This is a genomic window from Streptomyces sp. NPDC002076 (assembly GCF_053593835.1).
In genome coordinates, this window is record NZ_JBSFDI010000001.1 from 150842 (window position 1) to 171979 (window position 21138).

Below are 21138 nucleotides of genomic sequence, written 5' to 3' on the forward strand. Positions count from 1 at the left end.
GGTTCCGTACCTCATACGGCCCGCGCCCCGCGCGCCCCGGCGTGTGCGCCTCCAGGATGGGAGTATGGCGAATTCCTCCCGGCTGCGCGCCGCCGCCCTGACCACCGCTGCCCTGATGCTCCCGGCTCTGCTGGCCGGGTGCGGCGACCGCAGCAAGGACAGCGACCTCTCGGCGCAGAAGCTGGACTGGAAGGACTGCACGGCTCCCTCCGAGGCCGAGGGTGGCGGCAGCGCCCCGTCCCCGCTGCCGAACGGCGGCACATGGCAGTGCGCCACCATGAAGGCACCCCTGGACTGGAGCAATCCGAAGGGCGACACCATCGGCATCGCCCTGATCCGCGCCAGGGCCAGCGGCCCCGCGAGCGAGCGGATCGGCTCGCTCGTGTTCAACTTCGGTGGCCCCGGCGGCAGCGGCGTCAGCTCGCTGCCCGCGTTCGCCTCGGACTACGCCGCCCTGCGCACCCGCTACGACCTGGTCAGCTTCGACCCGCGCGGGGTCGGCCGCAGCGCGCCGGTGCAGTGCGAGAGCGACTCCCAGCTGGATGTGTACTTCCAGCAGGACGCGACCCCCGACAACGGCGCCGAACGTACGGCGCTGGTGAACCGCACCAAGCAGTTCAACGCGGCCTGTGAGAAGAACTCCAGGAAGATCCTGCCGCACGTGGCGACCACCGACGCGGCCCGCGACATGGACCTGATGCGCCAGGTCCTCGGTGACGACAAGCTGCACTACTTCGGCATCTCCTACGGCACCGAACTCGGCGGCGTGTACGCCCACCTGTTCCCCAAGAACGTCGGCCGGGCCGTGCTCGACGCGGTCGTCGACCCCACGCAGAACCCCGAACAGAGCGCGCTCGGCCAGGCCAAGGGCTTCCAGCTCGCGCTGGACAACTACGCCGCGGACTGCACCTCCAAGACCACGGAATGCCCGGTCGGCACCACCGCGCAGGATGTGAAGAACCGCATCGCGAAACTGCTGAACGACCTGGAGAAGAAGCCGATCCCCGGCATCGCGCCGCGTCAGCTCACCCAGACCGCCGCGACGAACGGCATCGCGCAGTCCCTGTACTCCAAGGACTTCTGGGAGTACCTCACCGAGGGCCTGGAGCAGGCGTACGCGGGCGACGGCAAGATCCTCATGCTGCTGTCCGACTCCATGAACGGCCGCAGCGAGGACGGCGAGTACAGCAACATCACCGCGGCGAACATCGCCATCGACTGCGCCGACGAGAAGCCGCGGTACACCGTCGGCTACGTCCAGCGGAAGCTGCCCGAGTTCCGTGCCGCCTCGCCGCTGTTCGGGGACTACCTGGCCTGGGGCATGGTCAGCTGCACCAACTGGCCCGTGGCGGGTGCCGCCGACCATCCCGACGTCAGCGCGCCCGGCTCGGCGCCCATCCTGGTCGTCGGCAACACCGGCGACCCGGCCACCCCGTACGAGGGCGCCAAGAAGATGGTGGAGGCGCTGGGCAAGGGCGTCGCCGTCGAGCTGACGTACAAGGGCCAGGGGCACGGTGCGTACGACAGCAAGAACAAGTGCGTGCAGAGCGCGGTGAACGGCTATCTGCTGGACGGGAGGGAACCGAAGGCCGGCACGGTCTGCTCCTGAAACACCCCCACACCTGCCAAGAAGCCGCTGGTCAGAGCGTTATCCACAGGCCGCCACGAGATCGGCCGGGTATGCCTACCATGGCCTGGACGCCCGGCGCGGCACGACGCGCAGGGCCTGCGAGGGGGGTGCGTATGAGGCGGTTCCTGCGCTGGACGGCCGCGCTGGCCGCGGCGCTGCTGGTGGCCGGCTGCGGCGGCGGCTCGGCGGACGGACGGGGCAACGGCAAGGGGCACGACGGCGGCGAGGACGAGGGCACCAGCACGGCCGGCCCGCCCGCTCCGGCGACGGACCTGCCCGCGTCCCTCACCTCCCAGCACCTCGACTGGCACGGGTGCAAGGCCACGGGGAACTCGCCCGCGCCGAGCGGCGACTGGCGGTGCGCGACGCTCAAGGTGCCGCTGGACTGGTCCGAGCCGGACGGTGCGACGATCGGCCTGACTCTGATCCGCGCGCAGGCGACGGGCGGGAACCGTATCGGCTCCCTGCTGTTCAACTTCGGCGGCCCCGGCGGCTCGGGCCTGGAGATGATGCCGTACTACGCAGGCGCCGTCTCGAAACTCCGTGAGCACTACGACCTGGTGAGCTGGGACCCGCGCGGGGTCGGCGCCAGTGAGGGCGTCCGCTGCCGCGGCGACCGGCAGATCGAGGCCGCCGAGGACGTGGACGCCACGCCGGACAGTCCACAGGAGGAGCAGGCGTTCTTCCAGGACGCCACCGACTTCGGCAAGGGCTGCGCGAAGGCCGCAGGCAAGCTGCTGGCCCATGTCTCCACCACCGACACCGCACGCGACATGGATCTGATGCGCCAGGTACTCGGCGACACGCGGATGCACTACTTCGGCATCTCCTACGGCACCGAACTCGGCGGTGTGTACGCCCACTTGTTCCCGAAGCGGGTGGGACGGCTGATCCTCGACGCGGTGGTCGACCCGACTGCGGACACGATGAGCCAGGCCGAGAACCAGACCCGCGGCTTCCAGCGGGCGCTGGACGACTACCTGAAGTCCACCGGACAGGACCCCGCACAGGGTTCCCGGAAGATCGCCACTCTGCTGAAGCGCATCGACGCGCGCCCGCTGCCGACGTCGTCCGGGCGGAAGCTGACCGACACCCTCGCGGTCACCGGGATCGTCCTGCCGCTGTACAGCGAATCCAGCTGGCCGAGGCTGACCGCCGCGCTCGACTCGGCGGAGAAGGGCGACGGCTCACCGCTGCTGGCGCTCGCGGACGACTACAACGAGCGGGACTCCTCGGGACACTACGGTACGACGTCCCACTCACAGCGGGTCATATCGTGCCTGGACGAGAGGGAGCGGCCGACGCTCGCCGAGACGAAGAAACGGCTGGCGGAGTTCGAGCGCATCTCGCCGGTGTTCGGGGACTTCCTGGGCTGGGACACGGCCGGCTGGTGCCACGACTGGCCGGTACCGGGCCAGTTCACGACCCCGGAGGTCAGCGCGCCGGGAGCGGCACCGATCCTGCTGGTCGGCAACACCGGCGACCCGGCCACGCCCTACGAGGGCGCCCGCAGAATGGCCGACGAACTCGGCAAGGGCGTCGGTGTCGAACTCACTTGGAAGGGCGAGGGACATGGGGCGTACGGCAACGGCAGCGACTGCGTCGACTCGACGGTGAACGCCTACCTGCTGAACGGGACGGTGCCGAAGGACGGCAAGGTCTGCTCCTGACGTTGTGTGCGGCGGGCGGCGCTTCGACGCACCCCCACACCCTCAACCTGGCACTCGCGGCGGCCCCGCCCGAACCGTTCCGGCTTGGTGCTGCGGGTGAGGGTGTGCCGGTCTCAGGTTGGCGGTCCCTGCGGTAGCGTCCGCCGCATGACCTCACCATTTGACCTCGTCAGCCAGCTGAAACCGGGTGTGACGGACGCCGCCGAGGCCTGGCGCTTCATTCGCGGATTCGCCGCGCACTGGGTGACACCACTGGCTGAGGGCGACGGTTGCGACGATGCGGAGCTGGCATGTGCGGAGACCCGACTCGGTCTCACCCTGCCCGCGGCACTTCGTCAGGGCTACCAGCTCATAGGGGGCCGACAGGATCTGACGAGCAACCATGACCGCCTGCTCAGTCCGGATCAGCTGTACGTCGACGAGCGCGGTGAGGTATTGGTGTTCCGGCATGAGAACCAAGGGGCGGCGTCGTGGGGCATCCGGCTCGTTGATCTCGACAAGGCCGATCCTCCTGTGATGACGAGGCTCGATTTGGCCGACAAGGCGGCCGAGCGCTGGGAGGCTTGGATGGAACGGTGTTCCCTGGCCTGGGTCGAGATCGTCCTGTCGGAGTCCCTGCATGCGCCAGAGGAGCTCAGCGACTTCTTGCCGGACCTCGACGAGCCGTTGGACAACCGCTTTGTGCTGCTGCCGTGTCCCTCCTACCCGGGAGAGTCCGGGGAGTGGGGACGCTGGTTCGCTGGATCGGATGTGATCCTGCGGGAGGAGGGCGGGGTATGCCTCTCGGTTCGCGCGCGCAGCGAGGAGGCACTGAATCGGGTCCGCGATGCGCTGTCTGGTGATTGGGTCAACGACTGCCGTTGACGTCAGGGGCCGGGCCTGCAGCGGGGGCCGGCTCCCCCGCGTGGCGGGTCATCGCGACCCGCTGTGACACGACCAGTTGTGGGCCCTCAGCGGCAGCCGCATTCCCGGATGTCGGGATTTCGGTGGCCCGCTGCCGCTCAGGGAGTGGGATTGCGCGCCATCAGCGCGGTGTCGGCCCGCGGGCTCAGGCGAGGGCGGCGACCAGCAGGGCGAAGGCGGCGATGATGACGGCGACGCGGACGTAGTGGAAGCGGTCCCAGCGGTTCATCTGCTCCTTCCAGTCCTCGGGCCGGTTCTCGCGGGTCCACGTCTTGCCCCGGTTGTTGATCGGGACGAGCAACAGGATCGACATGACCACGCTGAGGATCAGCAGCGCGCCGGCGGTGACGACAAGGCCGGCGCCGTGGTGGTGCCATCCGGCGACGGCCCAGACCGCGCTCAGGATGAGCGAGCCGATGTACCAGAACGGCATCACGGCGCCGAGCATCCGGCCCCCGTGGGCGCGACCGAGTTGGCCACTGTCGCCGGGGAGTGGGTCGAGGATCAGGTTGATGACGAAGGCGACGGAGAACTCCACCCCACCATCACGCCGACGACCACGGTGGTGAACACCTCGAGTGCGTTGAGCAATGACCCCTCCTGAGATCTAGCACCGCTAGATGATGAGGCAACGCTGCTGCTGCCGCTCACACTTCCGCGGCAAGCGCGAGATATCGGCGCCGTCGCCCTTGAGGGCGCCACCGAGATGGCCGCGGCGCTGCGGGCCGCGACCTCCGCCGCGGACGGACCTCGCACCCGGGTCACCGCCCTCGCCCGCACCTACCTCGAATTCGCCGCACGCAACCCGGCGGTCTACGACGCCATGTTCCAGCTCGACGGCGGCCTGGCCTTCGCGAAGGAGGACACCCCGGAGCCACTTCAGGGCGCCTTCGCCGCCCTGCTGGTGACTCTCCGCGAGGTCGCCGGGGACGGCATCCACCCGGGACTGTTCACCGAGGTGTTCTGGGCGGCCCTGCGCGGGCTGGCCACCCTGGCCCGAGCAGGACGACTGCCGCCGGAGGACACCGAGCCGAGGGTGGAACTGCTGGTGGACCGGCTCGCCATGATCTGACCGATGCAGGCGGGGAGTTCGTAGAGCGGCGCCGAGCGCTACCGCATGGCGGCCCCCGGCAGCCGCTGCCCGGGCCGTCTCCGGGCCGTGCGAGGCCGCCCGACTCCGACCAACAACGACAGAAGCCCACGGCTCCGACCAGGTCGGAGCCGTGGGCTTCGTCAGCCTCGCCGGTGGGCGGGCCCGGTGATCAGTAGACCGGCTTGTGCGGTTCGATCTGGTTGACCCAGCCAATGACGCCGCCGCCGACGTGGACGGCGTCGGCGAAGCCCGCGGACTTCAGGACGGCCAGGACTTCCGCACTGCGGACACCCGTCTTGCAGTGCAGGACGATCTTCTTGTCCTGCGGGAGGCCCTCCAGGGCGGTGCCCATGAGGAACTCGTTCTTCGGGATCAGCCTGGCGCCCGGGATGGAGACGATCTCGTACTCGTTCGGCTCGCGGACGTCGATGATCTCGATGTTCTCGCCGTCGTCGATCCACTCCTTGAGCTGCTTCGGAGTGATCGTGGAGTCGGCGGCCGCCGCCTGGGCCTCCTCGGAGACGACGCCGCAGAAGGCCTCGTAGTCGATGAGTTCGGTGACGGTCGGGTTCTCGCCGCAGACGGCGCAGTTCGGGTCCTTGCGGACCTTGACCTGGCGGTACGTCATCTCCAGGGCGTCGTAGATCATCAGGCGGCCGACCAGCGGCTCGCCGATGCCCGCGAGCAGCTTGATGGCCTCGTTGACCTGGATGGAGCCGATGGACGCGCAGAGCACGCCCAGGACGCCACCCTCGGCGCAGGAGGGGACCATGCCGGGCGGCGGGGGTTCCGGGTACAGGCAGCGGTAGCAGGGGCCGTGCTCGGACCAGAAGACGGAGGCCTGGCCGTCGAAGCGGTAGATCGAACCCCACACGTACGGCTTGTTCAGCAGCACGCACGCGTCGTTGACCAGGTAGCGGGTCGCGAAGTTGTCGGTGCCGTCGATGATCAGGTCGTACTGGCTGAAGATGTCCATCACGTTGTCGGCCTCGAGCCGCTCCTCGTGAAGGATCACGTTCACGTACGGGTTGATGCCCTTGACGGTGTCACGGGCGGACTCGGCCTTGGAGCGGCCGATGTCGGACTGGCTGTGGATGATCTGGCGCTGCAGGTTCGACTCGTCGACCTCGTCGAACTCCACGATGCCGAGGGTGCCCACGCCCGCGGCGGCCAGGTACATCAGCGCCGGCGAGCCCAGGCCGCCGGCGCCCACGCAGAGCACCTTGGCGTTCTTCAGCCGCTTCTGCCCGTCCATGCCCACGTCGGGGATGATCAGGTGGCGGGAGTACCTGCGGACCTCGTCTACGGTGAGCTCAGAGGCTGGCTCAACCAGGGGTGGCAGCGACACGGGGACTCCGTTGGTCGGTCAATCACTACAGTTGTTCTCTCCGTAACACTGCCACGGCCTTCTTCATTCCGAGACACCTGTTCCGATACGCGAGACGATTTCGTCCCAGTAACCGGGCATGGTCTCCCAGGGGTCGGTGCGGCCGCCGCGGTCCGTGCGGTCGGTGAAGTAGATCGTCGCCGCGCCCTGCCAGCGTGCGATGCGCAGCGCCTCCTCCAGGTGGCCACGGGGCACGCCGTGCACGAAGTGGCAGAAGCGGTCGGGCGGGTAGTCGGCGGTCCACTCGGCGACCTGCGACCAGCGGTACTCGGACCAGGGACCGGAGAAGGTCACCAGTTGATCGGCTTTCTCCGCGTACCCGGGGTGCGGATGGCTGCCGTGGCCGAGGACGATGTGGACAGTGTCACTGATCGTCCGCAGCGTGGTGACCGCGCGGCGGACCTCGGGCAGCGCGGTGCGGTCGGTGGGGCAGCGGTCCAGCAGGAAGCCGTCGACCCGGTACCAGTCGAGGTGGCGGTGGGCGTCGGAGAGCAGGTCGGCGAAGGCGCGGGTGCCGTGGGCGAGGTCCAGGTGGCCGAGGACGCGGACCCCCGCTTCCCGCAGCCGGCCCGCGGCCTCCAGGCAGTGCGGGTCCGGGCGGGTGCCGGGGCCGGCGGCCACGTTCAGGACCACCCAGTCCAGGGGGGTACCCGGGCGGGCGAGCTGGGCCCACTGGGCGGGGGCGACGAGCGGGTGGGCGTAGCCGGGTACGCCGATGGCGGTGCGCAGGCCGGTGCTCGTGGCGCCTGCTGTGGTGCTGGTCAGATGCGGCATGCCGCCTCCATCCAGATGTCGGCCAGGGATTCTTCGAGGTTGATGCGGGGCCGCCAGCCGAGCCGGTCGCGCGCGGTGCGCACGTCGGCCTGCTGCCAGCTGCCGCAGCCGTCCGGGTACGGGTACGCCACTGGGGCCGCGTGGTCGGAGTCGGCGCGGGGGTGGCCGATGGCGCTGCGCAGCGGGCCGGGCGGGGCGTCGAGTTCGTGCAGGGCGCCGCCGTAGCCCGCCACGCGCGCGAGGACGGCGGCGGCGTCGCGGAGGCGGACGGCGCGGCCGGAGCCGATGTTGATGACGCCCTGCGCGGCGGAGAGCGAGGCGGCGTGCACCGCGCGGGCGACGTCGCGTACATCGACGAAGTCGCGCTGCACGCCGAGGCCGCCCAGCTTGAGCTCGCCGTCGCCGGACTGCATCGCACGCCGCATCGCCTCGGCGAGCCGGCCGAGCGGGGAGCCGGCCGGGGTGCCGGGGCCGGCCGGGGAGAAGACCCGCAACACGACGGCGTCCAGTCCGGAGCCGAGGACCAGTTCGGTCGCGGCGAGCTTGCTCACGCCGTACGGGCCGCCGGGGCGCGGTACGGCGTCCTCGGCGGTGGAGGAGCCGGGCTGGCTCGGCCCGTACTCGGCGCTGCACCCGATCTGCACCAGCCGGGCTCCGCAGCCGCTGCGGCGCAGGGCCTCGCAGACGGTGGCGACGGCCACGGTGTTGTGCCGGGTGAGTTCGCGGGCGCCGCCGCGGATGGCGCCGGCGCAGTTGACGACGACCCCGGGGTGGACCGCGTCCAGGAAGCGGGTGAGTGCGCCGGGGCTGCCGGTGGCGAGGTCGAAGCGGACGTCGGCGTCGTCGCCGCGGCCGAGCGCGGTGAGCTGGACGGCCGGGTCGGCGAGCAGGCGGTCGGCGACGAAGCGGCCGATGTATCCGTTGGCTCCGATCAGCAGGACCCTCATCGGGCGGCTCCCGTGGTGCGGGCGCCGGCGTGACTGGCGGGGCCGATGTGACAGTTGTGGCTGGCTGCACCGATGTGGCCGACGTGGCCAAAAGGTGCCTTGAGCCATGAGGGTGTGCTGGGTCCGCCCGTGCTCGCGGTGCCTGCGGATCCGGTGGCTGCCCGGACTCCGGCTCCGGCGGTCCCGGCTTGTGCATCCGCGGCTGCGACTGCTGCGGACGCGCCGGAGGTTCCGGGGGCTCCGGACGCTCCGGGTCGGGAGGTGGTCATCTCGTCTTCTCCTTCAAAAGGGGCGGTGCGGTCGCTGCCGGCGACGGTTCGGGCCGGTGGCGGAAGATTCAGTCGGGGGCTGCCGTGGGCGCGTGCGCCGAGGCCTGGGTGAGGGTCCGGCCGGCATGGCACAACAGGGCCAGCGCGGCCGTACCGCAGACGAGGGCCGGGACCGCGGCCTCACCCCAGGCCGCGACGAGGGTTCCTACCGGGGTCGCCAGCACAGCGCAGCCCGGCAGCCTTCCGGCCAGCGGCAGCGCGAGGGCCACCGCCTCCGCGGCCGCAGCGGCGCCGAGCGCCACGGCCGGGGCGTGCCGGCGGCCGTGCACGGTGAGCACGCGGGCGAGCAGCAGCAGGGCACCCAGGGCGAGGGTCTGCGGGTAGGCCACGGGTTCGTGCAGGAGGGTGCCGCACACCAGGAGCAGGGCGGTGAGGGCGCCCAGGAACAGGACGAACATGCCGAACAGCAACGGTTTGGCGCTGGCTGTGAAGTCCTCCAGACCCCGGCTGCCGGCGAGCCTGCGGCGGGCGCCCGCGCTGAGCAGGTGCGCGCACCATGCCGCCGGAGCACAGGCCAGCATGAGGGCCAGGGCGGGCGCCAGGGCCGTGGGCCAGGGGCCGTCCGGGGCGCCGGTGGGCAGGGCATCGGGCCCACCGGTCGTGATCGCGTGGAGGAGGCCGTCGCCGAGGAGGGCGTATCCGAGCAGCCACAGGGTCCACGCCCGCGTGGCCTTCGCCGTGCGCCACGCGTGCGTGCCGGGCGGTCCGGCGAGGGGGCCGCGGCGCAGTGCGGCACGCGTGGCGAGGGCTACGGCGAGGATGCCGGCGGCGGCGGCGAGCAGGCGTGGGTGTCCGTGGGTGAGGCGCAGTCCGGCCACGGTGGCCGCGCCGAGTGCGCCGGGCAGGAGGGTGAGCAGGATCCAGTCCGCGCGCACACGGGGCACGGGCAGGGGCTCGGACTCCGGGCCCTGCTCGCCGCCTCGCGGCACGCGCGCGTACAGCTCCTCGGCGAGCGAGAAGACGTCGCGGTGGCGGAAGCGGGCGGCGGTCCGGTCGGTGACACCGTGCGCCTCCAGCCCGGCGGCGATCTCCAACGGGTCCACGGCCCGCTCGCACAGCTCACGGTGCCGGTGCAGCAGGGCTTTCACGGGGTCGGCGGCTCCACGCCTGGGCACGGCGGCGACGCGCCGCTTGTCCGGCTCACCGTTGCCCGAAGGGGAGTTGCCCGAGCGGGAGTTGTCCGACGGCGAGTCGTCCGATGCCGCCTGGGTGACGGCGCCCGCGGGGGGCGTTCCGGTACGGCCCGGCCGCCCGTCCCGTTCGGCGACACCTGTGGAGCCTGACGCGCCGGGCAGCACGGCGGCGGACCGGGCCGACGAGGTCTCGCCGGACAGGGCTGCCTCATCGACCCGCTCGGCCTCGAACCACTCCCCCGACCGCGAGTCCCAAGGTTCGGCAGCACTGGGCTTGCCGAGCGGCGCGCCCAGCCCGCCCGGCTCCCCCGACACCCCGGCGGGCGAACCCGAGCTCCCCGACTCCCCGGACACTCCAGTGCCCCACGCGCCCGACCCGCCCAGCGCCTCCGCCACCCCGGTGGCCGAATCCGCGCACCCCAGCCCGCCCCGCACCTCAGTGCCCCGCGGTCCGAGGTCTCCCGGCGTGTCCGGTTCGGTCGGCTCGTCCACCGACACGATGCGCTCTGCGCCCGTGTGGTCGTCCCGTGTGTCCATCACGCCCCCTCGGTGGCCAGTCGTGTCGCGCGTACCGGTGGGGCCGTGGCCCAGCCGGGGGCGGTCCGGGGCAGGACGCGGGCCGTGGGGCCGGTCCAGCGGCCGGGGACATGGGACTCGGCGGGGGTGGCGAACGGCAGGGGGTCACCGGCCTCGTCGAGGACGACCCTGCGGACCGGGCAGCGCGAGACGATCTGCAGGTAAATGCCGTGAAATGCCGCGATGTTCTGCTCGACGGTGAACAGTTCGAGCGCGCGGGCGCGCGCGGCGGCGCCCAGGCGCTCACGGCGCTCGGGGTCGCGCAGCAGCGCCACGCACGCCTCGGCGAGCGCCCGCGGATTGCGCGGGGGCACGACGAGCCCCGTGCCCCCGATGACCTCCACCACCGCGCCGACGTCGGTGGACACCGTGGCCCGGCCGCAGAACATGGCCTCGATCAGGCCGATCGGGAAGCCCTCGACCACGCTGGACAGCACGACGACCGCGCCGGCCCCGTACACCTCGGGCAGCGTGGGCGCCTCCGGGCCACCGATCTCCTCGAAGGAGACCGGGTTGTCGCCGACGGCGTGCACACCCTCCGCCTCGTCCGGGAAGAGCTGCGCGGCGAGCGCCCGGCAGTGACCGAGGTAGGCCGCGCCCTCGGGTCCGGAGGGCGCGCCGACGATCCTGAGGCGCGCCTTGGGCTCCTCCTTGCGGACTTCGGCGAAGGCGTGCAGCAGCGAGATCAGGTCCTTGGCGGGTTCGACCCGCCCGACCCAGACCAGAGTGCCGGGGTCGGCGCGGTCCGGGGCCTCGCCGACCTCCGTGAAGTGGCCGGCGTCCATGCCGGGGTAGACCGTGCGGATCCGGGCCCGGTCGGCGCCGCACCGTTCCTGCCAGCGGCGGGCGTGGGCGTTGCCGGGGGTGAGGACCTCGGCGCGCCGGTAGACCTCTGCGGCGAGCCGGCCGTGAAAGGCGGCGAGCAGCGCGCGTACGGCGGGGGCGGCGGAGTCGGGGCCGAGGGCCAGGTAGTGCGAGCGGAGCTGTACGCCGTACTCGGTGACGAGCAGGGGTACGCCGGCGAAGTGCCGGGCGAGCAGCCCGGGAAGGGCGGCGGTGCCGCCGGCGGCGGCGTGGCAGAGGTCGGCCGCGCCGAGGTCCTCGTCGCCGTACCAGTCGAGGGAGAGGGGGCGCAGGGCGCGTTCGAGGTGTGCGGTGACGGTGAGCAGATCGGGTACGCGCGCCTCGCGCGCCGCGCGCAGCGCGCCGGGGGCGCGGCAGGCGCGTTCGAGGGTGCGTACGGCGGCGTCCGAGTGCAGGGCGCCGGCCAGCCCGCCTTCCTCGCGGGCGAGTTCGGCGAGTCCGTACAGCGCGCTGCCGAAACGGTCCGCCATGTCGGTGGACCCGCCCCCGGACACCGGGTCGGCTCCGGCGCTCATGGCGGCGACCAGTTCGCCGTAGCACTCGGTGAAGTGCTGGCGCGTGCGCCGTGAGTAGGCGACCCCGTCGTCCTCGGCCGTCCACAGCGGCGCCGTACGCACCCGGCCGACCTGCGGCGGGAGCGCGACCCAGCCGTCGTCCTCCTGGCGCCGGCTGCGGCTGAGCGCGTAGATGTCGAACTCGTGCTGGTCGAGCCCGCGCACGAGCCGGTCGCACCAGAGTCCGGCGTCACCGCTCACATACGGGTAGCCGCCTTCCGTAAGCAGTCCGATGCGCACGTGTGCACCCCCGATCTCCTGTCCGGTGAGCCGCCGTTCCCACGGCGGCTCGCAGCGGGACGAACGTAAGGGGACAAGGCGGTGGCGCGACGGACGGTTGTCCATCGCGCCACCAAAAGGGGTGAACGGTCGTAACTTTCGCGTGCGGGTCGCGTTCGGCCGCGCTAAGGCTTCACAGGGCGATCAGTCATGCACGAAACGTTACGCCGCGGCCGGTTCGCGCCGCGCGGCGCGGCGCTGCGCCGCCAGCTCCGGGTCGAGCGCCGGTACGGCCGCCAGGAGCTGCCGGGTGTACGGCTCCCGCGGGCTGTCGTACACCTCGTCGGCGGGCCCGTATTCGACGAGCCGGCCCTGGCGCATCACCGCGACCCGGTCGCTGACCTGCCGTACCACGGCGAGGTCATGGGCGATGAAGACGAGCGCGAGGCCGAGTTCCCGCTGGAGTTCGCCGAGCAGCTCGACCACCTGGGCCTGCGTGGTGACGTCGAGTGCGGAGACCGGCTCGTCGCACACGATGACGCGCGGGTCGGCAGCGAGTGCGCGGGCGATGCCGATGCGCTGGCGCTGACCGCCGCTGAACTCGTGCGGGTAGCGGTCGTAGTGCGCCCTTTCGAGCCCCACGCGCTCCAGCAGTTCGTTCACGCGCCCCCGGATGCGCTCCTCGTCGTGTTCGCCACGCGCGCGTAGCGGATCGGCGATGGACTCGCCCACGCTGCGACGCGGGTTGAGGGAGGAGACGGGGTCCTGGAAGACCATCTGGACGGCCGGGTTCACGCCCTTGTGCGGGCGGCCCTCGTAGCGGATCGCGCCGGAGGTCGGCTCCAGCAGGCCGACCAGCATCCGGCCGAGCGTGGTCTTGCCGCTGCCGCTCTCGCCGACGACCCCGAGCGTCTCGCCGCGGCGGACGGTCAGCGAGATGTCGTCCACGGCCGCGAACGCCCGCCGGCCACGCCCGAACTCGCGCCGCACCCCGGTGGCCTCCAGCACGACCTCGGCGGAGGCCCGGGAGCCGGTGCGCCGGGTGTCCACGCGCGGGACGGCGTCGAGGAGTTCCCGGGTGTACGCCTCGGCGGGCGCCGCGAGGACCGTGCCGACCGGGCCGTGCTCGACGACCCTGCCGTGCCGCATGACGAGGATGTCGTCCACGCTCTCGGCGGCGACGCCCACGTCATGGGTGACGAGCAGCAGGCCCATGCCGGTCTCCTCGCGCAACGTGTGCAGCAGGTCGAGGATCTGAGCCTGGACGGTGACGTCGAGCGCGGTGGTCGGCTCGTCGGCGATCAGCAGGTCCGGCTCGCAGGCGAGGGCCATGGCGATGAGGGCGCGCTGGCGCATGCCGCCGCTGAACTCGTGCGGGCGGGACCGGGACCGCCGTGCCGCGTCCGCAATTCCAACCCGCTCCAGCACCTCGACGGCACGCGCGCGTGCGGCGCGGCGCGACACGCGCGTGTGCACGCGGTGGACCTCGGCGATCTGGTCGCCGATCGCGTAGTACGGGTCCAGCGAGGACAGCGGGTCCTGGAAGACCATGGCGGCCGTGGCGCCGCGCAGCCGCCGCAACTCCTCGTCGGGGGCCGCCTGTACGTCCGTGCCGGCGACGCGGACCGAGCCGGTGACCCGGGCTCCGGTGCCGCGGTGCAGGCCCAGCAGGGCGCCCGCGACCGTGGACTTGCCGGAACCCGACTCGCCGACCAGGGCCAGCGCGGCGCCCTTCGCGAGGCTGAAGGAGAGTCCGTCGACGGCCCGCAGCGAACCGAACTCGACGGTCAGATCCGTGACTTCCACCAGGCTCATTGGAGTACCACCCGTCGGTCGGCCACCGCGTACAGGACGTCCGCGACGGCGTTGGCGAGGACCACGAAGAAGCCGATGACCAGGACCATGCCCACGACCACCGGCAGGTCGACGACCTTCACCGCGTGCACCAGCTCCTGGCCGATGCCGGGCAGCCCGAAGAGGGTCTCGGTGAGGACGGCACCGCCGACGGCCGAGCCGACGTTGTTGGCGTTCAGCGCGATCACGGGCGCCAGGGCGCCGCGCAGGGCGTGCCGGCCGACGATGGAACGCTCGGACACGCCGTACGCCCGGAAGGTCCGGATGTGGTCCTCGGCGAGGGTCTCCAGCATGGCGGCACGGGTGAGGCGGGCGAAGGCCGCCGCCTCGATCAGGGCGAGCGAGAGCCAGGGCAGCAGCAGGTTCCAGGCCCATTGCTCGGGATCGTCGGAGAAGTTCACGTACTGCGGGAAGGGCAGCAGCTGCAGTTCGCCGCAGACGACGATCATCAGCACCAGGCCGATGACGAAGACGGGCGTGGCCGTGCCCGCGAGGGTGATCGCGGTCAGCACGCGCTCGGAGATCCGGCCGCGCCGCCACGCGGAGAGCACGCCGGTGCCGACGCCGAGGACGAGCCACACCACCATGCCGCCGAGGACCAGCGACAGACTGACCGGCAGCTTGGTCAGGATGATGTCCAGGACCTGCTGGTCGGTCTGGTACGACTGCCCCAGGCAGGGCGCGGCGCAGTGCACGACCGATGTGCCCGTGGAGAAGTCCTGGCCGACGACGAGCCCTTCCAGGAAGTGCCAGTAGCGCAGGTAGAGGGGGTCGCCCAGCTTCAGTTGCTCGGCGACCTGGCGCACCTGTTCCGGTGAGCAGCGCGGGCCGCAGGTGATCTGGGCGACGTTGCCGGGGGTGACGTAGAAGACGACGTAGACGATCACCGAGATCGCGAGCAGGGTGACCACCACGCCGACGGCGCGGCGCAGCAGAAAGCCGCCGAGGCCGCTCATGCGGTTGCCTCCTTGTGACTCTTGGCGCCCTCGGCGTCCGGGGCGTCCTCGGCGTCCTTGCGGCCGGTGCCGACGCGCAGGCGGGAGGCGGCGCGCGGGTCGAGGGCGGTGCGCACGCCGTCGCCGAGGACGGTGAGGGCGAGGACGGTGACGAACAGGGCGCCGGCCGGCAGCAGCAGGTACTGGGGCGCGGCCTGGTACCAGACGTCCGCGGCGGTCAGCATCTGTCCCCAGGACGGGGTGGGGGGCTGCACGCCGACGCCGAGGAAGGACAGCGCCGCCTCGACGGAGATGTTCGTGGGCACCAGCAGCGCGGCGTACGTGATGACGGGCGCGGCGAGGCCGGGCAGCAGTTCGCGGCGGGCGACCCGCCAGGCGCCCCAGCCGCTGAGCCGGGCGGCGGAGACGTAGTCGAGCCCCTTCAGGGAGAGTGTCTGGGCCCGCACGATCTTCGCGATGTTGCCCCAGGCGATCAGGCCGATGACCAGCGCGACCAGGACCGGCCGCGGAAAACTGGATGGCACGATGGCCAGCAGTGCCAACGACATGATCATGAGGGGCATCGACACGATGATGTCCGTGGCGCGACTCAACAGTTGATCAACCCATCGATTGCCGAGCGCGGAGGCCACACCGACGGCGACCCCGATGGCGACCTGCACCACCGTGGCCGCGAAGGCGACGCCCAGCGACACCCGCGCCCCGTAGACCAGGCGGGCGAACAGGTCGCGGCCTGTCTGCGGTTCGACGCCCAGCCAGTGGTCGGCGCCGATGCCGCCGAGGGAGCCGATGGGGACGCCGCCGCGCGCGGAGTCGATCAGGGACGGGTGGTAGGTGGTGGGGTCCTGGCCCTCCAGGGCGGTGAGCAGCGGCGCGGCGAGCGCGACCAGGACGAGCAGGGCGACGGCGGCCGCAGCGACCAGAGCGGCGCGCTGCGCCCGCAGCCGCCGCCAGAACTGACGGGCCCCCGAGGCCGCCGGGACGGTGGCTTCCGTCCCGGCGGCCTCGACGGCGACGAGTGCCTCGCTCACGGCGCTACTTCACCGCGACCTGGGAGATGTCCAGCACGCCGGTCCAGTCGCTGATGACGATGTTCTTGACGTCCTTGCCGTACAGACGCTTGTAGACCGGGTGGAACAGCGGCACGACGAGGGCCTGTTCGCCGATCTTCTTGTCCAGTGCGCCCCACCGCTTGGCGGCGGCGTCGAGGTCGGTCAACTTGTTGATCGCGTCAATCTCGGCATTGACCGACTTGTCGTTGAGCAGGCCCGTGTTGAAGTTCGCGCCGTCCTTGACGATCTGCCGGCCGTCGAAGATCGGGGCGAGGAAGGGACCGCCGGAGGGCCAGTCGGCACCCCAGTGCGCGAGGAAGAAACCGGGCTCGGTCTTCACGCTGTGGATGGTGTCCCGGTAGTCGTTGTCCTCCAGGCCCTGCAGCTTGACCGTGATGCCGGCCTTCTTGAGCGCGTCCTGGACGGCGGTCGCGATCTCCGGGCTGGTCTCGAAGTCCTTGGCGTTGGAGTGGGTCAGCGTGATGGTGAGCCCGTTCTTGTAGCCGGCCTGGGCGAGCAGTTCCTTGGCCTTGGCCGGGTTGCCGGACGCACCGGCCGGGAACGGGTCGTACGGCGTGTAGCCGAAGGACTTCTGGTTCGGTAGGAAGGTGGTGGCGGGCTCCGCGAGCGCGCTGCCGCCGGCCGCGTTGACCACCGAGGAGCGGTCGACTGCGTAGGCGATCGCCTGCCGCACCTTGGGGTTGTCGAAGGGCTTCACGGTCGGGTTGAACGCGATGTAGTTCGTGTAGCCGAAGTGGCCGGTGCCGACGCGCGCGGCCAGTTCCTTGTCGCCGCTGACCTTGGCCAGCTCGGCGGGACCGAGGTTGGTGTCCGTGGTGACCGCCGCGGCGTCCGCACCCTGAGACGCGGACAGCCGCTGGTTGATCACCGAGGAGTCGAGTCCGGAGCGGACGTCGATGGTGTCCGGGTAGGCCTTGCGCTGGTCGTCGACAGCTGTCGACCAGTACTTGTTGCGTTCCAGGACCAGGTGCTCGCCGTCGTTGTCGTTCTTGACGACCCGGTAGGGGCCGGACGAGATCGGGTGCTCCTCGTACTTGGTGCCGTTGTCCCTGTGCTTGGGCACCGGGGCGAACTGCGTCTGCGTCGCGAGGAACGGGAACTCGCCCTCGGGCTTGTTCAGGTGGAAGACGATGGTCCGCGCGTCAGGCGTCTCGATCGCCGAGAGCCCCTTCTTGTCCTTGTAGGGCCCCTGGTAGTCGGCCGCGCCGACCAGCCAGTCCCTCAAGTAGGGGGCGCCGCCGGAGAGCTCGGGGGCGAAGGAGCGCTCGATGCCGTACTTGATGTCGGCCGAGGTGATCGGGGTGCCGTCCTCGTACTTGAGGCCCTTCTTCAGGGTGTACGTCCACACGGTCGCGTTCTTGCTGGGGCGCCCGGTGTCGGTGGCGAGGTCGGGGACGACCTTGGCGCCGGCCGCGCCGTTCTCGCGGTTGCGCGTGGTGAGGGTGCGGAAGACCAGCGAAGGGACGTTTCCGCCGCCGGAGGTGTAGAGGCGCGCGGGGTCGAAGTCGGTCTGCGGCTGGGAGTTCAGCACCGTGAGGGTGCCGCCCTTGTGGGGCGTGGAGTCGCCACCGGAGCCCTTGGCATCGTTGTCCTTCGGGCCGCAGGCGGCGGCGCCCGCTGCCACGACCAGGCTGACGGATGCCGCTGCCACGCGGCGCGCTATGACGGACGGTTGACGCATCGGAATGACGACCTCTCGAATATTGAGACAGAAGGACAAGGAGTGAGACGATTGCGGGCAGACGTCAGCCTCGGCGTCGGGGCGTCGAAAATCCGTGACTCAATCCGTGACTGAGTCACGGACGTGAAAAGGGGAAAAGGGTCGCGACGCGAACGCCAGGGTGGCGGCGTCAGCGACAGTCGATGTCGGCCACGCAGAGTGCGGTCACGCCGATGAGCGCCAGCTCGATGGCTGCGCTCTCACGGACGGCATGACTAGACCACATGAGCAGAAATATGAACGACCTTGCGGCTCATGTCAATGTGACATAAGTGGCGCCCGTCAACTCCCGGGATACGGCCAGGGGTTGGGCAGACAGTGGATTCCGTCATGGTCGAGGAACTTGGTCTGCTGCTGCATGACGGGGGCGAGTTCGCCGTCCTTCTGGCACGTCACATGGCCGTGGCCGAGCCGGTGACCGACCTCATGATTGATCAACATCTGCCGGTAGGCGTGGATTTTGTCCCCATATGTCTTGCTGCCCTGGGCCCACCTGTATGCGTTGATCATCACTCGTTCGGTGGCGGCGGAGTCACAGGAGACGTTGTCCTCGGTGGTGTCGAGCCCGGACTTGGCGCACCACTTGGCGGTCGTACCGGGGCTGGCCAGCGTGATCACGAAGTCGGGTTTGCCGGAGGAGACCCGCTCGAAGGTACGGGCGCCGTCGTGGGCCCAACTGCGGTCGTCGTTCAGGGTCTTCTGCACGGCCTCGGCGAACAGTTCGCCGTCCAGTCCGAGTCCCTGCTCGATGTCCACGCGGTAGGTGTACTTCTGCCCCGTGCCGGGCGCCTTGGCGAAACCGGGCACGGTCTCGAACTTCCCGGAGCCCTTCAGCGTGGCGCTGAGCGGGTACGTCCGGTCCATCTTCTGTTCGTACGACAGTGTGACCGTGCCGGGCGAGGCGGACGGGGCCTCACTGCCGGGGGTGCGTGCGTCCCGGGCCTGGTCGGTGGCGGAGCTCGGCTGTCCACCGCCGTGGTGCTGCGACCCGGTGACCTGGCCGGCAACGATCACCGCGAGCACGGTGGTGACGGCGGCCGCCGCGATTCCGGTGAAGGCCCGCCCCTTGCCGCCGGGACGCTGCGCCGGCAGGCCGACGGAGGGCTGCGCGGGCGGGCCGGCCGGGGGTGCGTCACCGCCGTCTGCCTCCAGCGCGTCGGCCGGGTGCCCCTCGGCGGGGCGAGGCTTCCCCGTGCGGGGCGTGAAGACGTCGATGTCGTCGTCGAGGCCGACGCCGCCGCGCCCGTCGGCGAAGGCGTCGAGGTACTCCTGCCGGGGCCCGGCCCCGGCCCCCGGACCAGCCGGCCGCTGCCTCGGAACCACGACACCGGGACCGGCAGCCCCCGCGAACTCGCCCCAACCACCACCGGCTTCCCGCTGCTCGGGGTGCCCACCCCGAGCAGCCGGACCGCCCTCACGAAGACGGGGGACACCGTGCGCGGGGGTGCCGTCGGGAAGGCGGGGCATGCCGTGCACGGGGGTGCCGTCGGGAAGCCTCGGAACACCAGGCGCAGGCGTGCCATAAGGAAGCCTTGGCACACCGCGCGCGGGCGTCCCGTCGGGAAGGCGAGGCACACCGTGCGCCGGGGTTCCCTCACCGAAACGCGGCACACCCTGGGCCGGCGTGCCGCCCGGGAACCCCGGAACACCATGGGCGGGACCGCCGTCGGTAAGCCTCGGAACCCCACGCGCAGGCGTGCCGTCGGAAAGCCCAGGAATCCCGCGCGCCGGCGTGCCGTCGCGGAAGTTCTGGACGCCGCCCGTAGGAGTGCCGGGCGGGAAGGTCTGTGGGGACCCGGTGGTGGCTGGCGGTGCCTGTCGCTGGCCCGGTAGCAGGGGCTGCCCGTCTCGGGAGCCGGTCGTCCGCCCGGCGGCGGGTACGTCCGCGGAGTCGTCCTTCGGGGACGGGCCGCGGCGGCTGTGGCGTCCCACGCCGGCCTCAGCTCCCCGTGCCCGAGTCGGTGCCGGTGTCCCCGGTCGCCGCGAGGAGTTCCCGGAACGCCGTGGCCACCACGTCCGGGTACTCCATCATCGCCACGTGCCCGGCGTCCGGCAGGGACAGCAGGCGCGAGTCGCGGAAGGCGCGGGCGGCCCGGTGAGCCATGCGGAAGCCGACCAGCTGGTCACGGCCGCCGTAGATCAGCAGGGTCGGCGCGAGCACCCGCTCGGCCTGGCGCCACAGCCCGTGCTGTCCGCCGAGCGTGTAGGCGTTGACGATCCCGCGCGCGGAGCGGGCCATCGCGTCCCAGAAGTACGGCAGCTGCAGCCGTCGCTCCAGCTCCTCCACGGCGTGCTGGAACGCCTCGGGCGACACCCGCCCGGGGTCGCCGTAGCAGAGCGCCAGGACCCCGCGCACCCGCTGCTCGGCCGTCCACTCCTTGGTGAACCGGGTGAACAGGGCGGCGACACCGGGCACCCCGAGCAGCGCGGTCGGCGCCGCGGTGCGCTGGATGCGCAGCTCCGGCAGGGCCGGGGACACGAGCGTGAGCGTACGGACGAGGTCCGGGCGTACGGCGGCCACGCGCGTGGCGACCGCGCCGCCGAGCGAGTTGCCGAACAGGTGCACCGGGCCGCGGCCGGCCGCGTCGAGATAGCGGATCACCGCACGCGCGTGCCCGGTGACGGAGTAGTTCCCGTCGTCCGGGGGCGGTGAGTCGCCGAAGCCCGGCAGGTCGACCGCCTCGCTGTCGACGACGCCGTCCAGCTCGGCCATGAGCGCCGACCAGTTCTGCGAGGAACCGCCGAGCCCGTGAACGTACAGCGCGGGCGGCAGGCCCTCGCGCGCGGGACGGCGGGACCGGATCGACAGGGTGACCCCGGACAGTCCCACGGACCGCACCCGCTCGCCCTCGCCGACCCGGACGGGCGCCACCCGCGGAAGAACACTGGCGGCCGGCACGGACGGCGACTCGGTCGAAGACATGCGGCAATGTTACGAGGTGATCACGTCGTGGTTCATGTGTTCGCCGTCACAGAGCGACCCGCGAGTGACGGGTGAAGCGGAACCGCACCCGGATCCCAACCGGATCTCAAGCGGATCTCAACCGGATACGAACAGGTCCGCTGCGAACGGGCGAGACGGCATGGCATCCGGTTCCGGCGTCTCATAGGCTCGTACAGAGGGCACCCGTATGTGGCCCCTGCTGTTTCCAGGGACGTTCGTAGGAAGGGAGCCCACCATGGCCTATGACCCCACCGAACCCGACACGATCGAGGATCTGGAGGCCGACGCGGTCCCGGAGATCGACGTCGAAGCCAACGAGGTGGACGCCGCCGAGCAGCACGCCGACGTCAAGCCGGACCGTGACGACCCCCTGACGGGCGTGGATCCGGCCCGCGCGAACGAGGCCGATCTGGTCGAACAGGCGCGTGTGGTCTCACTCGACGAGGACGACTACCGCTGACCTCGCCGACCCCGCGGCCGCACGAGACGCCCGCTGCAGCTCGCACGGAGCC

General features: G+C 71.5%; 16 protein-coding genes and 2 pseudogenes. 5 read left to right on the forward strand and 13 right to left on the reverse strand.

The features are described 5' to 3' along the window. Positions 1–64: 64 nt before the first annotated feature. From ACWCQS_RS00695 to ACWCQS_RS00705, 3 genes are all read left to right on the forward strand, one after another. Entirely contained in the window at positions 65–1609 is a 1545-nt protein-coding gene (locus tag ACWCQS_RS00695; RefSeq protein WP_451002469.1) for an alpha/beta hydrolase, read from the forward strand. Between the two features lie 134 nt (positions 1610–1743). Next, a complete protein-coding gene (locus tag ACWCQS_RS00700) occupies positions 1744–3300 on the forward strand; it encodes an alpha/beta hydrolase (protein ID WP_451002470.1) in 1557 nt (518 codons plus the stop codon). A gap of 147 nt (positions 3301–3447) precedes the next feature. Continuing rightward, positions 3448–4164, forward strand: a complete 717-nt coding sequence (locus ACWCQS_RS00705; protein ID WP_451002471.1) for an SMI1/KNR4 family protein — start codon at positions 3448–3450, stop codon at positions 4162–4164. A 184-nt stretch (positions 4165–4348) separates the two neighbouring features. Here the strand turns inward: ACWCQS_RS00705 and ACWCQS_RS00710 are convergent. Then, positions 4349–4794: pseudogene (locus ACWCQS_RS00710) on the reverse strand (anthrone oxygenase family protein). A 29-nt stretch (positions 4795–4823) separates the two neighbouring features. Between ACWCQS_RS00710 and ACWCQS_RS00715 the strand changes: the two are divergent. Then, positions 4824–5275: pseudogene (locus tag ACWCQS_RS00715) on the forward strand (TetR-like C-terminal domain-containing protein). 190 nt (positions 5276–5465) lie between these two features. On the opposite strand, the gene moeZ reads toward ACWCQS_RS00715, so the two are convergent. The 12 genes from moeZ to ACWCQS_RS00775 form a co-directional block, all read right to left on the reverse strand. Beyond that, on the reverse strand, positions 5466–6644 hold the full coding sequence (gene moeZ / locus ACWCQS_RS00720) for an adenylyltransferase/sulfurtransferase MoeZ (protein WP_451002472.1): 1179 nt from the start codon (positions 6642–6644) through the stop codon (positions 5466–5468). Positions 6645–6707: 63 nt separating this feature from the next. Then, positions 6708–7457 (reverse strand): spherulation-specific family 4 protein, encoded by a 750-nt coding sequence (locus tag ACWCQS_RS00725; RefSeq protein WP_451002473.1) that lies wholly within the window; start codon positions 7455–7457, stop codon positions 6708–6710. Continuing rightward, entirely contained in the window at positions 7445–8404 is a 960-nt protein-coding gene (locus ACWCQS_RS00730) for an NAD-dependent epimerase/dehydratase family protein (RefSeq protein WP_388620561.1), read from the reverse strand. Before ACWCQS_RS00730 ends, ACWCQS_RS00725 begins: the two co-directional genes overlap by 13 nt. Before the next feature lie 337 nt (positions 8405–8741). Continuing rightward, complete coding sequence (locus ACWCQS_RS00735; protein WP_451002995.1) at positions 8742–10181, reverse strand: hypothetical protein; 1440 nt, start codon at positions 10179–10181, stop codon at positions 8742–8744. A 221-nt stretch (positions 10182–10402) separates the two neighbouring features. After that, complete coding sequence (pelF, locus tag ACWCQS_RS00740) at positions 10403–12100, reverse strand: GT4 family glycosyltransferase PelF (RefSeq protein WP_451002474.1); 1698 nt, start codon at positions 12098–12100, stop codon at positions 10403–10405. Between the two features lie 201 nt (positions 12101–12301). Continuing rightward, entirely contained in the window at positions 12302–13894 is a 1593-nt protein-coding gene (locus ACWCQS_RS00745; RefSeq protein ID WP_451002475.1) for a dipeptide ABC transporter ATP-binding protein, read from the reverse strand. After that, positions 13891–14889 carry an ABC transporter permease gene (locus ACWCQS_RS00750; protein ID WP_451002476.1) on the reverse strand — a complete coding sequence of 333 codons (999 nt, stop codon included), beginning with the start codon at positions 14887–14889 and terminating at the stop codon, positions 13891–13893. Before ACWCQS_RS00750 ends, ACWCQS_RS00745 begins: the two co-directional genes overlap by 4 nt. Further along, the gene (locus ACWCQS_RS00755; RefSeq protein WP_451002477.1) at positions 14886–15920 is read right to left on the reverse strand and encodes an ABC transporter permease; all 1035 of its coding nucleotides are present in this window, start codon (positions 15918–15920) and stop codon (positions 14886–14888) included. The genes ACWCQS_RS00750 and ACWCQS_RS00755 overlap by 4 nt, the downstream gene beginning before the upstream one ends. A 4-nt stretch (positions 15921–15924) precedes the next feature. Further along, positions 15925–17643, reverse strand: coding sequence for an ABC transporter substrate-binding protein (locus ACWCQS_RS00760; protein ID WP_451002478.1), 1719 nt, complete (start codon positions 17641–17643; stop codon positions 15925–15927). Positions 17644–17812: 169 nt separating this feature from the next. Beyond that, the gene (locus tag ACWCQS_RS00765; protein WP_351024127.1) at positions 17813–17908 is read right to left on the reverse strand and encodes an Ms4533A family Cys-rich leader peptide; all 96 of its coding nucleotides are present in this window, start codon (positions 17906–17908) and stop codon (positions 17813–17815) included. A gap of 56 nt (positions 17909–17964) precedes the next feature. Then, complete coding sequence (locus tag ACWCQS_RS00770) at positions 17965–19614, reverse strand: DUF3152 domain-containing protein (RefSeq protein WP_451002479.1); 1650 nt, start codon at positions 19612–19614, stop codon at positions 17965–17967. Positions 19615–19621: 7 nt separating this feature from the next. Next, positions 19622–20605 (reverse strand): alpha/beta fold hydrolase, encoded by a 984-nt coding sequence (locus ACWCQS_RS00775; RefSeq protein WP_451002480.1) that lies wholly within the window; start codon positions 20603–20605, stop codon positions 19622–19624. A 256-nt stretch (positions 20606–20861) separates the two neighbouring features. Here ACWCQS_RS00775 and ACWCQS_RS00780 point away from each other — a divergent pair, with 256 nt between their 5' ends. Further along, positions 20862–21086, forward strand: a complete 225-nt coding sequence (locus ACWCQS_RS00780; RefSeq protein WP_388620533.1) for a hypothetical protein — start codon at positions 20862–20864, stop codon at positions 21084–21086. The last annotated feature ends 52 nt before the right edge of the window (positions 21087–21138 follow it).

Coding starts and splice junctions, on each gene's coding strand:
- ACWCQS_RS00695 (WP_451002469.1), top strand. CDS start 65: ATGGCGAATTCCTCCCGGCTGCGCGCCGCCGCCCTGACCACCGCTGCC.
- ACWCQS_RS00700 (WP_451002470.1), top strand. CDS start 1,744: ATGAGGCGGTTCCTGCGCTGGACGGCCGCGCTGGCCGCGGCGCTGCTG.
- ACWCQS_RS00705 (WP_451002471.1), top strand. CDS start 3,448: ATGACCTCACCATTTGACCTCGTCAGCCAGCTGAAACCGGGTGTGACG.
- ACWCQS_RS00725 (WP_451002473.1), bottom strand. CDS start 7,457: ATGCCGCATCTGACCAGCACCACAGCAGGCGCCACGAGCACCGGCCTG.
- ACWCQS_RS00730 (WP_388620561.1), bottom strand. CDS start 8,404: ATGAGGGTCCTGCTGATCGGAGCCAACGGATACATCGGCCGCTTCGTC.
- ACWCQS_RS00745 (WP_451002475.1), bottom strand. CDS start 13,894: ATGAGCCTGGTGGAAGTCACGGATCTGACCGTCGAGTTCGGTTCGCTG.
- ACWCQS_RS00750 (WP_451002476.1), bottom strand. CDS start 14,889: ATGAGCGGCCTCGGCGGCTTTCTGCTGCGCCGCGCCGTCGGCGTGGTG.
- ACWCQS_RS00760 (WP_451002478.1), bottom strand. CDS start 17,643: ATGCGTCAACCGTCCGTCATAGCGCGCCGCGTGGCAGCGGCATCCGTC.
- ACWCQS_RS00765 (WP_351024127.1), bottom strand. CDS start 17,908: ATGTGGTCTAGTCATGCCGTCCGTGAGAGCGCAGCCATCGAGCTGGCG.
- ACWCQS_RS00775 (WP_451002480.1), bottom strand. CDS start 20,605: ATGTCTTCGACCGAGTCGCCGTCCGTGCCGGCCGCCAGTGTTCTTCCG.
- ACWCQS_RS00780 (WP_388620533.1), top strand. CDS start 20,862: ATGGCCTATGACCCCACCGAACCCGACACGATCGAGGATCTGGAGGCC.